Here is a 13757-nt window from a genome sequence, read left to right as displayed (position 1 = left end):
CCCGCCCCCGGAGATGGCGGAGTTCCGCGAACGGGGGCTGACCAGGGTGCGCTGCCCCACCGGGATCACCGCCTGGCTGGTCAGCCGGTACCCGGACGTCCGCGAAGTGCTGGGCGACGCGGAGCGGTTCAGCAGCAGGCCGGGCCAGGCCGCGCACGTGCTGCGTCACCAGGACCCTCAACTGCCCGTCATGAACGGTGACTTCACGCGGATGGACGGGCCGGAGTACCAGCGCTACCGGCGGCACTTCGGGCCGGAGATCGGGATGCCGAAACGGCTCGCCGAACTACGGCCCGAGGTACGGCGGATCACCGACGAGCGGCTGGACGCGCTCGGGGAGCGCGGCCAGGAGGCGGAGTTCTACCACGAGTTCGCCATTCCGATCACGACGGCGGTCATCGCCGGGCTGATGGGCGTGCCCTACTCCGACCGCCAGCTGTTCCACGACGCGGCGGCGGCCATGTTCGCCTCCGGTACCGACGAGGCGGACATAAAGCGCGGCACCGACCCGCTCTTCGCCTACGTGCACCAACTGGTGCGCAGGCGCCGCGCGGACCCCGGCGAGGACTCCATCAGCCGGATGATCGAGCGCAGCGCGGCGGCCGACGAGCCGTTCACCGACCACGAGTTGATGATGATGGGCGCCAGCCTGCTCATCAGCGGCTTCGACACCACCGCGACGGTGCTCACGCACAGCGTGCTGGCCCTGCTGCGGCACCCGGAGCAGTGGCGGCGGCTGCTGGACGATCCCGGGCTGGTGCCGAACGCGGTGGAGGAGCTGGCCCGCTTCTTCGGCGGCTCCCCCGGGCTGACGCGCGAGGTGACCCGGGACACCGAGATCGGTGGACAGCCCGTCGCCAAGGGCGAGTTCGTGGTGCTGGCGGTGCAGGCCGCCGACCGCGACCCGCACGCCTTCACCGATCCGGACCGGCTGGACGTGGGGCGGGAACTCGGTGAGCACCTCGGCTTCGGCTACGGCACGCACCAGTGTGTCGGGCAGCAGACCGCCCGGCTGGAGATGACCGTCGCGCTGGAGACGCTGCTGCGGCGGGTGCCCTCGCTGCGGCTCGGGGTGCCCCCGGAGGAGATCGTCTTCAAATCGGGGACTCCGGTGGTGGGACCGGCCGCTCTGCCCATAGCGTGGGACGCCATCCTGCCTGCCGAGGAAGGACGTTGAGGATGAAAGTAACGGCCGACACGGAGAGCTGCGTGGCCGCTGGAATGTGCGCGTTCACCGCGCCGGAGGTGTTCGACCAGAGCCAGGAGGACGGCGTGGTCGTCGTGCTGAGCGAGCAGCCGCCGGAGAGCCAGCACGCGGCGGTGCGCCGGGCGGTCCGCGCCTGCCCCGCCCAGGTGCTCTCCCTCACGGAGTAGCGCCCGGTCCGCACGCGCGGCGCCCCGTCCGGACACCCGTCCGGGCGGGGCGCCGCGCTGTGTGGACCCGAACGGCCCGGTGCGGGCGGGGAGTTCACGCCCCGAAGTGGGGTGCGGGGCGGACGGAGCGGAGTCCGGCACGGCGCCCCGGATGTCGGGCTGGACACTTCCCGGGGCGCGATTCTCGGCCAACTCCCGTACGACGACGCCGCGCGCTCAGCCGACGTCCACGGGCCGCTTCCGCCGCCCCGTCCAGCCCCGTCGGACGGGTCGTGTGATCGCTCAACTTCCCTGCTCCACAAGGGTTGTTGACGGCGTTCCACCCCCAGGAGCCGCGCGGCGGCACACCACCTCTGTCAACTTTGATTGACGGCGACGCTGGTGTCATCTTAGGTTGACGGCATGACAGTGCCCGAAGCACGAGACGCCGTGGACACCGCGCAGGCGGCCGCCAGTCGCGACCCGGGAACGGGACTGCGCGCCGTCGCGGCCCTGCGCCGGCTCACCGAGCGACTGGAGGCCCTCCAGGTCGACAACGCCCGCCGCCAGGGCTGGTCGTGGGACGAGATCGGCACCGCGCTGGGAGTCAGCAGGCAGGCCGTACACAAGAAGCACGCACGGAGGTAGCCATGTTCGAACGGTTCGCGAGCACGACACGTCACCTGGTGGTCGTGGCCCAGGAGGAGGCCCGCGCCCTGGCACACCGGAGGATCGGCACCGAACACCTGCTGCTGGCCGCGCTGCACGACCCGGAGCAGCCGGGGGCGGCCACCCTCGCCCGGATCGGCGTGACCCGCGCCGCCTGCCGTACCGCGGTGACCGAGGTCGCGGACGCCGAGAGCGGCGCGCTCGGCGAGGCGGACGCGGAGGCGCTGCGCGGCCTCGGCATCGACCTGGAGGCGGTCCGGGCCCACGCCGACGCCACCTTCGGCCCCGGCGCCCTGAACGGGCCCGCCCCGGCCCGGGCGCCCCGCGGCCATCTGCCCTTCGCCCCACCGGCGAAGCGGGCCCTGCGCCGGGCGCTGGAGGAGGCGAAGGGGCGCCGGGACCGGCATATCGGCGTGGAACACGTCGTGTTGGGGGTACTGGGGGTGCTGGCGGCGCCGCGCGCCGAGGACCCGGCCGGGCGGGCGGTGCTGGACCGGCTCGGCGTCGTCCCGGCGGACCTTCGCGAACTGGTCCTGGCCGATCTGCGATCCGCCGCGTGATGGCGTACAACCCCCCGGCGGGCTCGTGGGTCTCACTGGACATCCGGGCATGAGCCGCATGCCTCGGATATGACCAATCGAGCGAGCTGATGCCGCCACGGGCTGATGAAATCCGTTGAACGCCAGTACTGGGGGACGAACGGTGACACATACCCGGAAGAGCTGACGATCGCCGATGAATGCCAATGAAGGGGAAAACTCTGATGCGTTCCATGCGCTACACCAAGGGTGCTGTCGTGGCCGCGGCCTGTGCCGCCCTCCTCGTGCCCGCCGGGGCGGCCTACGCGGGAAGCGGCGAGACGGCGGCCCCGTCGGACCGGGCCGCGAAGAGCGCCGCCCCCTCTCCTGAGGGCAACCCCAGCAGCAAGCTGGCCCAGGAGGCCGGGGTGTGCGATGACGCGACCGAGATCGGCGAGCGCGGCCTGATCACCAAGGACGGCAAGACCATCGCCTCGGTGAAGCAGTTCTACTCCAAGGAGTGCCAGGAGAACTACGGCTACCTGTGGGTGTGGGAGGACTTCAGGGACGGCGCCGAGCCGTACGACGTGAGCGTCGGCGTGTACAGCGACGAGGACGACACGGTGCACGGCAAGCGCAGCTGGAAGGCGACCGACCGGCAGGAGTTCTGGTCCTCGGGCAGCGACACCGTCGCGGACTGCACCAGCGGCTTCGGTGAGCTGCGTCCGGCGGGCGACCCGCAGACCCACCAGGCGTCCTCGGAGACCCGCTGCTGAAGCGGACTCCCCCGCTGAACACCGGGGCCCGGCGGCCGTCTCCCACGGCCGCCGGGCCCCCGGTCCGTGCGTGGCCCGTCGGTCAGCGGCACGGCCCGTCGACGGGGTGGGACGAGCCGTCGGCCGGGTGGCGGGGACCGGTGACCGGGTGGCGGGCCGGGGGTGGGCGTAGGGCATCATTCCGCCATGGGGATAGTCGCCGGTCTGGACAGTTCAGCTGATTTCACGCGCATCGTCGTCTGCGACGCGGAGACGGGCACCGTCATCCGGCAGGGCCACGCCGAGCACCCCGAGGACCGGGAAGACCCGCAGTCCTGGCTGGTCTCCCTGGGCAAGGCGGCGAGCGACGGACAGCTCGCCGACGTACGCGCCATCGGCGTCTCCGCGCAGCAGCAGGGCGTGGTCGCGCTGGACGCCCAGGGCGAGCTGGTGGGCCCGGCGCTGGTGGGCAACGACCGGCGCGCGCAGACCTCCGCCGCCGACCTGGTGGACGCGCTCGGGGGGCGCGGGACGTGGGCCGAGGCCGTCGGCGCGGTGCCGCAGGCCGCCCATCCGGTGTCGAAACTGCGCTGGCTGGCGCGGAACCAGCCGGAGACGGCCGCGCGGGTCGCCGAGGTGATGCAGCCGCACGACTGGCTGGTGTGGCAGCTGCTCGGCCGCCCCGCCCGCCGCGTCACCGACCGAGGTGACGCCTCCGGCACCGGGTACTGGTCGGCGCGGACCGGGGCCTACCGCCCCGACCTGGTCGAACTGGCCCTCGGCCACCAGGTGGCGCTGCCCGAGGTGCTCGGCCCACAGGAGGTCGGCGGGGAGTCCCCCGAGGGCATCGCGATCTCCGCCGGGACCGGCGAGACGATGGCCGCCGCCTTCGGGCTGGGCGTGGGCGCCGGGGACGCGGTCATCTCACTGGGCGCCTCCGGCTCGGTGTTCTCCGTCCACCACGAGGCGCTGTCCGACCCGACGGGCACCATCACCTCGTACGCCGACGCCACCGGCCACCATCTGCCGGTGGTCCGCACGCTGAACGCCACCCGGGTGCTGCGCGGCACCGCCGAACTGCTCGGCACCGACCTGGACGGGCTGTCCGAACTGGCGCTGCGCTCCACCCCCGGCTCCTCCGGCCTGGTGCTCCTGCCCTACCTGGGCGGCGAGCGCACCCCCGAACTCCCGCACACCGCCGGGTCGTTGCACGGTCTGCGCCGGGAGAGCATGCGTCCGGAGTTCCTCGCCCGGGCGGCCGTCGAGGGCATGCTCTGCGGACTCACCGACGCGCTGGACGTGCTGCGCGGACGCGGCGTCGAGGTACGCCGGATCTTCCTGCTCGGCCAGGCCGCGGGGCTGCCCGCGGTGCAGGCCGCGGCGCCCGCGCTGTTCGGCGCACCCGTGGTGGTGGCCGACCCGGCGGACTACGCGGCGATCGGCGCGGCCCGGCAGGCCGCCTGGTCACTGGCGGGGGGCGGGGAGCCGCCGCGCTGGCCGGAGCCCACCGGCCGCACTCTGGAACCCGGCGAGGAGCTGGCCGTCGGACAGGCCGTGCGGCAGCAGTACGTGACGGTGCGCGAGGAGGCCCACCCGGGCGCGTTCGCCGCCACCGCCCCGACGAACGGCGCCTGACCGGGCGCCTGGCGGTCAGTCGAGGTAGCCGCGCAGCTGCTCCGCGAAGGCGTGCTCGCGGAGCTTGTTGAGGGTCTTGGACTCGATCTGGCGGATGCGCTCCCGGGTCACCCCGAAGAGCCGCCCGATCTCCTCCAGGGTGCGCGGCCGTCCGTCCGCCAGCCCGTACCGCAGCTGCACGACCCGCCGCTCCCGCTCGCCCAACGTGGAGAGCACCGCCTCCAGATGCTCCCGGAGCAGCAGGAACGCGGCGGACTCGACCGGGGAGGGAGCGTCGCCGTCCTCGATGAGGTCGCCGAGGTGGACGTCCTCCTCCTCACCGACGGGCGCGGAGAGCGACACCGGCTCCTGCGCCAGCCGCAGCACCTCGCTCACCCGCTCCTCGGAGAGGTCGAGCTGCACCGCGACCTCCTCGGCGGTGGGTTCGCTGCCGCGCTCCTGGAGCAGCCGCCGCTGCACCCGCACCACCCGGTTGATCAGCTCCACGACGTGCACCGGGACCCGGATCGTCCGGGCCTGGTCGGCCAGGGCGCGGGACATCGCCTGCCGGATCCACCAGGTCGCGTAGGTGGAGAACTTGTAGCCACGCGCGTAGTCGAACTTCTCCACGGCCCGGATCAGGCCGAGGTTGCCCTCCTGCACGAGGTCGAGCATGGTCAGCCCGCGGCCCACGTACCGCTTGGCGACGGAGACGACCAGCCGCAGGTTCGCCTCGATCAGCCGCCGCTTCGCCATCCGGCCCAGGACCACCAACCGGTCGAGGTCCAGGGCGAGTTGCCGGTCCAGGTCGGGGGTGTGCGCGAGCCGTTCCTCGGCGAACAGGCCCGCCTCCACCCGGCGCGCCAGCTCGACCTCCTCCGCCGCCGTGAGCAGCGGAATCCGGCCGATCTCCCGCAGGTACTGCCGGAAGAGGTCGGCGGAGGTGCCGTTCGGCGCCGCGGCCCGCTGCCGCGCCGCGGCGTCGGGTTCGCTCTCGATCCCGGGCGGCCCGCCCTGCCGGGGCACCGCGTCGATCCGGACGGACTCCCCCGCCGGGGAGCGCCCCGCGCCGTGCGGGGGCGTTCCGGTCGTCGGCTCGTCGGGCGTCGTCGGCGCCGCGGGGGCACCGGCTGTCAGGGTCCGGGTCTGCACGGGGGCGACCTCCAGTGTGATCGCGGCCAGTTGGGGGCGGCGCGCGCGGCGGGGGCGGAAACGGCCGTGCCGCGCTCCGTCCTTTGGGGACCATCGCGTCGTGTGCGGATCGACGGGGGACTGCGGCCCCTCCTGGCCAGCACCGCCCCGTTCCGAGGACTCAGGCACCGCTCACCAGTGTGGGGGACAGCACACTCCCGCCACGAGAGGCGTGCGCCCAGTTTTTGGGATAAACGGTGACCCCGTGCGCACGGACGGACACGTGGGACGACCTCCTCCACGTCCCCCGCCCCTCCCGGCACGCGGGCCCCGGCCGCACCACCCCTCCGGCGGCCGAAGACGACGGGGCGTGCGGTGGCCGGGCGAGGGACGGTGGAGACGGACCGGCCGAACGGACAGGGCCGGGCGGGCGCTACAGCGCCGCCGCGCCCCGCTCCCGCAGCGCGATGCCGTACTGCTGGAGGGTCCAGATCTCCCGGCGTACCTCCGCCGAACGCTCCAGCTCCCGCTGCGCCTCCAAGCGGCGGGCGGAGCCCTCCAGTTCGGCGAGGCGCGCCTGGACGGCGGCCAGCCGCACCGCGACCAGCTGCGTTCCCGCGTACTCGCGGTCCGGTTCGCGGCCCCGGCGGGAGATCCGCGGCGGCTCCACCGCCAGCTCGGTGACGAGGGTGCGCGCCGCGTCGTCCGCGGCGGCCTCGCGCACCCGGGTGAGGAAGTCGCGCTCCCGCTCCGCCTCCTCGACCCCACCGGCCCACTCGATGGCCCGCCGCACCTCGGCGTACGGCGGGGCGGTGAACTCGTCCGCGCCGTACGCGTCGAAGGCGGGGGCCACCAGCTCCGGGCGCTGCAACGCCAGCTTCAGCAGCTCGCGTTCGACCTGGTGGGCGGGGCTGCGCAGATGGAGCGCGGGACCGCTGGGCGGCGGCGCGGCCGCCCGCTCAGCGGCGGGCGCCGGGGCGCCACCGCCCGGCCGCGCGGCCCGCCGCGCCCCGTGCTGGCCGTGCTGGCCGCTGGACTGCCGCTCCCGGGCCCAGCGGGCGAGCTGCGCGATCCGCCGCACGACGAACTGGGTGTCGAGGATGCCGATCAGCCCGGCGAGGCGGACCGCGTACTCGTGCTGGATCGCCACGTCCTTGATCCGCGCGACGACCGGCGCGGCCTCCTCCAGGGCGGCCGAACGCCCCTCCGCCGTGTCGAGGTTGAACCGGGCGACGGTCGAGCGGATCGCGAAGTCGAACAGCGGCGAGCGGTCCTCGACGACCTTCAGCACCGCCGCGTCCCCCTCGGCCTGGCGCAGGTCGCAGGGGTCGAGCCCGCCGGGGGTGACGGCGATGGAGGTGCGGGCGGCGAACTTCTGGTCGTCCTCGAAGGCGCGCAGCGCGGCCTGCTGACCGGCCGCGTCCCCGTCGAAGGTGAAGATCACCTCGGACTGGGCGTTGTCCATCAGCACCCGGCGCAGGATCTTGACGTGCTCCCCGCCGAAGGCGGTGCCGCAGGTGGCGATGGCGGTGGTGACACCCGCCAGGTGGCAGGCCATGACGTCGGTGTAGCCCTCCACCACGACGGCCCGGTTGGCCTTGGCGATGTCCCGCTTGGCCAGGTCGATGCCGTACAGCACCTGCGACTTGCGGTAGATCGGGGTCTCGGGGGTGTTCAGGTACTTCGGGCCGCTGTCGTCCTCCCGCAGCCGCCGCGCGCCGAAGCCGACGACCTCGCCGGTGATGTCCCGGATCGGCCAGAGCAGCCGCCCCCGGAAGCGGTCGATGGGGCGGCCGTTCCGCGCCTCCTGCGCGAGGCCGGAGAGCAGCAGCTCCTTGTCGCTGAAGCCGCGGCCGCGCAGGAACCGGGTGAGGTGGTCCCATCCGGCCGGGGCGTACCCGAGGCCGAACCGCTCGAACGCGGGCTCCGCGAAGCCGCGCTCGCGCAGGAACCGGCGGGCCGGTTCGGCCTCCGCCTCGGCCAGCCGCTCGGTGTAGAACTGGGCGGCGGTCCGGTGCGCCTCCACCAGGCGGGTGCGCTCGCCCTGCTGGCTGGCGCGGCCGTAGCCGCCCTCCTCGTACCGCAGGGTGATCCCGGCCTGGGCGGCCAGCCGCTCCACCGCCTCGGAGAAGGAGAGGTGGTCGAGCTTCATCACGAAGTCGAGGGTGTCGCCGCCCTCCTGGCAGCCGAAGCAGTGGTACAGGCCCTTGCTGGGGCTGACGTGGAAGGAGGGGGACTTCTCGTCGTGGAACGGGCAGAGGCCCTTGAGGTTGCCGCCGCCCCCGGGCCGCAGCTGGAGGTACTCGGAGACCACGGCGTCGATCGGGACGGCGTCCCGCACCGCCTTCACGTCCTCGTCGTTGATCCTCCCAGCCACGTGGGAAGTCTACGGCGCGCCCCCGGCACCCCCCGCGCACGGTCCGCCGCCCGGAACGGGACGGGTCAGGGACCGCTCAGGGGCGGGGGATGTGGCGCAGGTTGGAGCGGGCCAGCTGCACCATCCGGCCCACCCCGCCGTCCAGCACCGTCTTCCCGGCCGACAGCGCGAAGCCGCTCAGCTGCTCCCGGGTGACCTTCGGCGGCATGGACAGCGCGCCGGGGTCGGTGACCACGTCGATCAGGGCCGGGCCCTGGTGGGCGAGGCCCTCGCGCAGCGCGTCCCGCAGCTGCTTGGGCTTCTCGACCCGCACCCCGTGCGCGCCGGCGGCGCGGGCGATCGCCGCGAAGTCCGTCTTCCGCAGGCCCGTTCCGTAGGCGGGCATGCCGTCCACCATCATCTCCAGCTCGACCATGCCCAGCGAGGAGTTGTTGAAGACCACCACCTTCACCGGCAGCCCGTACTGGACGAGGGTGAGGAAGTCGCCCATCAGCATGGCGAAGCCGCCGTCCCCGGACATCGAGATGACCTGCCGTCCCCGGTCCAGCAGCTGGACACCGATGGCCTGCGGCACGGCGTTCGCCATCGAGCCGTGGGTGAAGGAGCCGATCACCCGGCGCCTGCCGTTCGGGGTGAGGTAGCGGGCGGCCCAGACGTTGCACATCCCGGTGTCGACGGTGAACACCGCGTCGTCGGCCGCCACCTCGTCCAGCACCGAGGCGACGTACTCCGGGTGGATCGGGGTGTGCTTCTCGACGTTCCGGGTGTACGCCTTGACCACGCCCTCCAGCATGTCGGCGTGCCGCTTCAGCATCCGGTCGAGGAAGCGCCGGTCCGTCTTGGGCCGCACCCGGGGCGTCAGGCAGCGCAGTGTCTCGCGCACGTCGCCCCAGACGGCGAGGTCCAGTTTCGAGCGGCGGCCCAGGTGCTCCGGGCGGACGTCGACCTGCACCGTCCGCACGTTCCGCTGCGGCAGGAACGCGGTGTACGGGAAGTCGGTGCCCAGCAGGAGCAGCAGATCGCACTCGTGGGTCGCCTCGTACGCGGCGCCGTAGCCCAGCAGCCCGCTCATGCCCACGTCGTACGGGTTGTCGTACTGGATCCACTCCTTGCCGCGCAGGGCGTGCCCCACCGGGGACTTGACGCGTTCGGCGAACTCCATGACCTCGCGGTGCGCCCCGGCCGTTCCGCTGCCGCAGAACAGTGTGACCCGCTCCGCCTCGTCGATCATGCGGGCCAGCGCGTCGATCTCCGCGTCCCCGGGGCGGACCGTCGGGCGGACGGTGACGATCGCGTGTTCCTCGGGGCTCTCGGTGGCGCTCTCGGCGGCGATGTCCCCGGGCAGCACGACGACGCTGACGCCCTGCCGCCCCACCGCGTGCTGGATGGCGGTCTGGAGCACCCGGGGCATCTGCCGCTTGTTGGAGACCAGCTCGCAGTAGTGGCTGCACTCGCGGAAGAGCTGGTCGGGGTGGGTCTCCTGGAAGAACCCGGAACCGATCTCGCTGCTCGGGATGTGGGAGGCGAGAGCCAGCACCGGGGCCATGGAGCGGTGCGCGTCGTAGAGGCCGTTGATCAGGTGCAGGTTGCCGGGGCCGCAGGAGCCCGCGCAGGCGGTGATCCGCCCGGAGAGCTGCGCCTCGGCACCGGCCGCGAAGGCGGCCGTCTCCTCGTGACGCACCTGGACCCAGTCGATCTCGGAGTTCCGGCGGATCGCGTCGACCACCGGGTTGAGGCTGTCGCCCACCACCCCGTACAGCCGCCGCACGCCCGAGCGCACCAGCGTCTCCACGAACTGCTCCGCCACCGTCTGCCTGGCCATCGCCGCGTCCTCCGCTCGCACCGCCGCTCCGCGACCCCGCAGGCAACGTATCCCTTTTGTGGGGAAACGCGCGCGGTGGGCGTGGCAGTCGCCCGACCCGGCGGGGCCCCGCCCGCCCCGCTCCGGGACGGCTTCCCGGGCGGGCGGACGCGGGCGGGGTGGGCGGACGCGGGCGCGGGCGGGCTAGTCGCCCAGCGAGTCGAGCGGGACCGCCGGGTCGCCCAGCGCCAGCGGGTCCACCTCTGCGCCACCACGGATCAGCCGCTGGATCGGCCCGGTGACGTCCCAGATGTTGACGTTCAGCCCGGCCAGCACCCGGTTCTCCCGCAGCCAGAAGGCGACGAACTCCCGCTTGCTCACGTCCCCCCGGCACACCACCTGGTCGTAGGCGCCGGGCGGGGCGTAGCCGGAGTACTCCAGACCGACGTCGTACTGGTCGGAGAAGAAGTACGGCACCCGGTCGTAGCTGACCTCCTCGCCGAGCATGGCGCGGGCCGCCGCCGGTCCGCTGTTCAGGGCGTTCGCCCAGTGCTCGACGCGCAGCCGCTCCCCGAGCAGCGGATGCCGCACCGCCGCCGCGTCGCCCGCCGCGAAGATGTCCGGATCGGAGGTGCGCAGCGAGGCGTCCACCGCGATACCGCCCACCCCGCCCTCCGCCAGCTCCAGCCCGGCGGCCTCGGCCAGCGCCACGCGTGGGGCGGCGCCGATCGCGGCGAGCACGTCGTGTGCCGGGTGCTCGTCCCCGTCGTCCGTCCGGACGTGGTGCACCAGACCGTCCTCGCCGACGATCTCCGACAGCCGCGCCCCGAAGTGGAAGCGGACACCGTGTTCCCGGTGCAGGTCGGTGAAGACGGTGCCCAGCTCCGGCCCCAGCACCGAGTGCAGCGGCGTCGGCTCCGGCTCGACCACGGTGACCTCCGCGCCGTACGACCGCGCGGCGGCGGCGACCTCCAGGCCGATCCACCCGGCACCCGCGATGACCAGGTGACCGTTCTCCTTGCCGAGCGCCGCCAGCACCCCGCGCAGCCGCTCCGCGTGTGCCAGCCGCCGCAGGTGGTGGACCCCGGCGAGGGTGGTCCCCGGCACGTCCAGGCGGCGCGGTTCGGCGCCGGTGGCCAGCAGCAGCGTGTCGTAGCGGACCCGGGCGCCGTCTCCCAGCACCACCGTCTTGGTGGCGCGGTCCAGCCGGACGGCGGGCTGTCCCAGGCGCAGTTCGATGTCGGCGGAGGCGTACCAGGCCGGTTCGTGGACGAAGAGGCTGTCGCGCGCGTCGACCCCCGTGAGGTATCCCTTGGAGAGCGGTGGCCGCTCGTAGGGATGGTCCCGTTCGTCACTGATCAGGATGACCCGCCCGGTGAAGCCCTCCGCACGCAGGGTCTCGGCCGCCTTCGCTCCGGCAAGACCTCCACCGACGATGACGAACGTCCGGTGTGCGTCGACCACTTGATGCCTCCTCGCTGACGCGTCCCCCGACGGTTGAGTTTCCGTGTCCCCGTTTCGTGCCCGTTCGTGCCCTGTTCGTGCACCGTGCGTGCACCGTGTGTGCCCCGTGCGTGCCCTGTTCGGGCCCACGGGTGAGCGTCCCGCATCACGGGGTGCGCGGGAAGAGCACGGGCGGGGAAGAGGGCAGCGCCCTCACATCCCCTTCCCGGAACGAACAGCCCCGCACCATCGCTCCCTGACACGGGCACCGCACCACGAGCACAGCGCGTCCCTCGCCCGGAGCCCCAGAGCCCCGGCCGCCGGTCCGCCGTCCCGGGCGGCCCACCCGCACGCACCCGTGCGCCCCCGTACGCCCCCGGACGGGTGGCGTGGCGCTCCCGGCGGACGGGCCAGCCGCGCTCACGCGGTCAGGTGGCGGTGGAGCGAACGGGCCGAGGCGTCCGTCAGCGAGGCGATCTGGTCGACGGTGACGCGCAGCCGCGCAGCCGCCCCGTCCGCCGCCTCGGCCTGGAACAGCTCCCGGAACCGGGGGTCGAACCCCTCCGGCGCCCGCTCGGCCAGCGCCTCCGCCAGCTCCGCGAGGATCACCCGCTGCTCGGCCCGCAGCCGCTCCAGGTCCGGCCGCTGCATCACGTACAGATCGGCGACGGCCTTCAGCACCGCGCACTCCAGCCGCACCGCGCGCGGCACCACCAGGTCCGCCGCGTACCGCGTCAGACGGCCCGGGCCGAAGGCCGCGCGGGTGGCCCGCTCCGCCGCCACGCAGAACCGGCCGATCAGCTGACTGGTCGCGTCCTTGAGGCGGGCCTGCGCCAGCGCCGTGCCGTCGTAGCCGTGGGGCCACCAGTCCTGGGCGAGCAGCCGGTCCAGGGCCGCGCCCAGCTCCTCCCGGTCGGCGTCCGGCGCGTACCGCGCGACGGCGACCTCGAAGACGGCCCGCCGCTCCGGTCCGGACAGCAGCGTCGCCGGGTCCAGATAGCCCGCGCGCAGCCCGTCCTCCACGTCGTGCACCGAGTAGGCCACATCGTCCGCCCAGTCCATGACCTGCGCCTCGAAACAACGCCGGTGGGCGGGGGCTCCGCGCCGGAACCACGCGAAGACCGCGCCGTCGTCCGCGTACACCCCGAACTTGGCGGACTCCGGATCGGCCGGGTCCCCGCCCCGGAACCAGGGGTACTTGGTGGCGGCGTCCAGGGCGGCCCGGGTGAGGTTCAGCCCCACCGAACGCCGCCCCGCGCCGCCGCCCGGACCGCCGGGGTTCTCCGGACCGCCGGGGTTCCCGGGGCTTCCGGGGCTCTCCGGGCTGAACCGCTTCGGCTCCAGCCGGGTGAGCAGCCGCAGCGACTGCGCGTTGCCCTCGAATCCACCGCAGGGCTCCGCGATCTCCGCCAGCGCGCGCTCCCCGTTGTGGCCGAACGGCGGGTGCCCCAGATCGTGCGCGAGACAGGCCACCTCCACCAGGTCCGGGGCGCAGCCCAGCGCCGCGCCCAGCTCCCGCCCCACCTGGGCGCACTCCAGCGAGTGCGTCAACCGGGTGCGCGGCGCCGCGTCCCAGATCCGGCTCGCGGCCGCCCCGTGTCCGGCGTCCACCGCGTCGTCGGCGTCTCCGGGACCGCCGCCCCCCGAGCCCGGCGCGACCATCTGGGTCTTGCCCGCCAGCCGCCGCAGCGCCGCCGAGTGCAGCACCCGCGCCCGGTCCCGTTCGAAGGCGGTACGCCCCGGGCGCTTGTCGGGCTCCGGGACCCAGCGCTCGACGTCGGCCGCCGCGTAGCCGGAGGCGGGGCCCACCGGCCCCTCGGCCCCGGCGCCGGACGGCGCCCCGCTGGCGGGGACGGCCCGGCCGCCACCACCCGGCGGCTCTCCGGCTTCCGGAGTGGACGTTGGGCGCATACCGCCGACCGTAACCCCACCGCGCCAACCCGGCCCTCCGGCGTCCGCCAGCCTCGCGACGAGCCGCGCCGGGCGGACTCCGTGACCGGCCGTCACCGGAGGGGCCGGGGGGAGGGGCCGTCGCGGGGCCGTCCCGGCCGGTGGGACGGGAGGCGGGGAGGCGGGGCCAGCCGGTGTCGGCCGGT

The 13757-nt window shown here is 74.2% G+C and carries 11 protein-coding genes; 6 read left to right on the top strand and 5 right to left on the bottom strand.

Annotated features, from left to right (window positions below; translation table 11 throughout):
* Positions 1 to 13 precede the first annotated feature (13 nt).
* The 6 genes from E0L36_RS28445 to E0L36_RS03200 all read left to right on the top strand — a co-directional run bounded on the left by E0L36_RS28445 (position 14) and on the right by E0L36_RS03200 (position 4930).
* The gene (locus E0L36_RS28445; RefSeq protein ID WP_180928561.1) at positions 14 to 1177 is read left to right on the top strand and encodes a cytochrome P450; all 1164 of its coding nucleotides are present in this window, start codon (positions 14 to 16) and stop codon (positions 1175 to 1177) included.
* 2 nt (positions 1178 to 1179) lie between these two features.
* The gene (locus E0L36_RS03220; RefSeq protein WP_180927320.1) at positions 1180 to 1374 is read left to right on the top strand and encodes a ferredoxin; all 195 of its coding nucleotides are present in this window, start codon (positions 1180 to 1182) and stop codon (positions 1372 to 1374) included.
* Between the two features lie 402 nt (positions 1375 to 1776).
* Positions 1777 to 2001 (top strand): hypothetical protein, encoded by a 225-nt coding sequence (locus E0L36_RS03215; protein WP_180927319.1) that lies wholly within the window; start codon positions 1777 to 1779, stop codon positions 1999 to 2001.
* Positions 2002 to 2003: 2 nt separating this feature from the next.
* Positions 2004 to 2582 carry a Clp protease N-terminal domain-containing protein gene (locus E0L36_RS03210; RefSeq protein ID WP_180927318.1) on the top strand — a complete coding sequence of 193 codons (579 nt, stop codon included), beginning with the start codon at positions 2004 to 2006 and terminating at the stop codon, positions 2580 to 2582.
* A gap of 203 nt (positions 2583 to 2785) precedes the next feature.
* Positions 2786 to 3316: a hypothetical protein gene (locus tag E0L36_RS03205; RefSeq protein ID WP_180927317.1), complete on the top strand. Its 531-nt coding sequence runs from the start codon at positions 2786 to 2788 to the stop codon at positions 3314 to 3316.
* Between the two features lie 186 nt (positions 3317 to 3502).
* Positions 3503 to 4930: an FGGY family carbohydrate kinase gene (locus E0L36_RS03200; protein ID WP_180927316.1), complete on the top strand. Its 1428-nt coding sequence runs from the start codon at positions 3503 to 3505 to the stop codon at positions 4928 to 4930.
* 15 nt (positions 4931 to 4945) lie between these two features.
* Here the strand turns inward: E0L36_RS03200 and E0L36_RS03195 are convergent, their stop codons facing one another.
* From E0L36_RS03195 to E0L36_RS03175, 5 genes are all read right to left on the bottom strand, one after another.
* Entirely contained in the window at positions 4946 to 6091 is a 1146-nt protein-coding gene (locus E0L36_RS03195; protein ID WP_219636264.1) for an RNA polymerase sigma factor, read from the bottom strand.
* A gap of 382 nt (positions 6092 to 6473) precedes the next feature.
* On the bottom strand, positions 6474 to 8417 hold the full coding sequence (gene dnaG, locus E0L36_RS03190) for a DNA primase (protein WP_180927314.1): 1944 nt from the start codon (positions 8415 to 8417) through the stop codon (positions 6474 to 6476).
* 76 nt (positions 8418 to 8493) lie between these two features.
* The gene (locus tag E0L36_RS03185) at positions 8494 to 10239 is read right to left on the bottom strand and encodes a pyruvate dehydrogenase (protein WP_180927313.1); all 1746 of its coding nucleotides are present in this window, start codon (positions 10237 to 10239) and stop codon (positions 8494 to 8496) included.
* Positions 10240 to 10422: 183 nt separating this feature from the next.
* Positions 10423 to 11682, bottom strand: coding sequence for an FAD-dependent oxidoreductase (locus tag E0L36_RS03180; protein ID WP_180927312.1), 1260 nt, complete (start codon positions 11680 to 11682; stop codon positions 10423 to 10425).
* Positions 11683 to 12081: 399 nt separating this feature from the next.
* On the bottom strand, positions 12082 to 13572 hold the full coding sequence (locus E0L36_RS03175; RefSeq protein WP_180927311.1) for a deoxyguanosinetriphosphate triphosphohydrolase: 1491 nt from the start codon (positions 13570 to 13572) through the stop codon (positions 12082 to 12084).
* Between the last annotated feature and the right edge of the window lie 185 nt (positions 13573 to 13757).

Source organism: Streptomyces sp. AJS327 (assembly GCF_013450295.1).
Classification (GTDB): Bacteria; Actinomycetota; Actinomycetes; order Streptomycetales; family Streptomycetaceae; genus Streptomyces.
The sequence above is the reverse complement of the archived record's forward strand: the minus strand, read 5'-3'. Positions and strand labels throughout refer to the sequence as shown.

What these genes read in the sequence shown, in the direction of transcription:
- E0L36_RS28445 (WP_180928561.1), top strand. Translation starts at nt 14, where the DNA reads ATGGCGGAGTTCCGCGAACGGGGGCTGACCAGGGTGCGCTGCCCCACC.
- E0L36_RS03220 (WP_180927320.1), top strand. Translation starts at nt 1,180, where the DNA reads ATGAAAGTAACGGCCGACACGGAGAGCTGCGTGGCCGCTGGAATGTGC.
- E0L36_RS03215 (WP_180927319.1), top strand. Translation starts at nt 1,777, where the DNA reads ATGACAGTGCCCGAAGCACGAGACGCCGTGGACACCGCGCAGGCGGCC.
- E0L36_RS03210 (WP_180927318.1), top strand. Translation starts at nt 2,004, where the DNA reads ATGTTCGAACGGTTCGCGAGCACGACACGTCACCTGGTGGTCGTGGCC.
- E0L36_RS03205 (WP_180927317.1), top strand. Translation starts at nt 2,786, where the DNA reads ATGCGTTCCATGCGCTACACCAAGGGTGCTGTCGTGGCCGCGGCCTGT.
- E0L36_RS03200 (WP_180927316.1), top strand. Translation starts at nt 3,503, where the DNA reads ATGGGGATAGTCGCCGGTCTGGACAGTTCAGCTGATTTCACGCGCATC.
- E0L36_RS03185 (WP_180927313.1), bottom strand. Translation starts at nt 10,239, where the DNA reads ATGGCCAGGCAGACGGTGGCGGAGCAGTTCGTGGAGACGCTGGTGCGC.
- E0L36_RS03175 (WP_180927311.1), bottom strand. Translation starts at nt 13,572, where the DNA reads ATGCGCCCAACGTCCACTCCGGAAGCCGGAGAGCCGCCGGGTGGTGGC.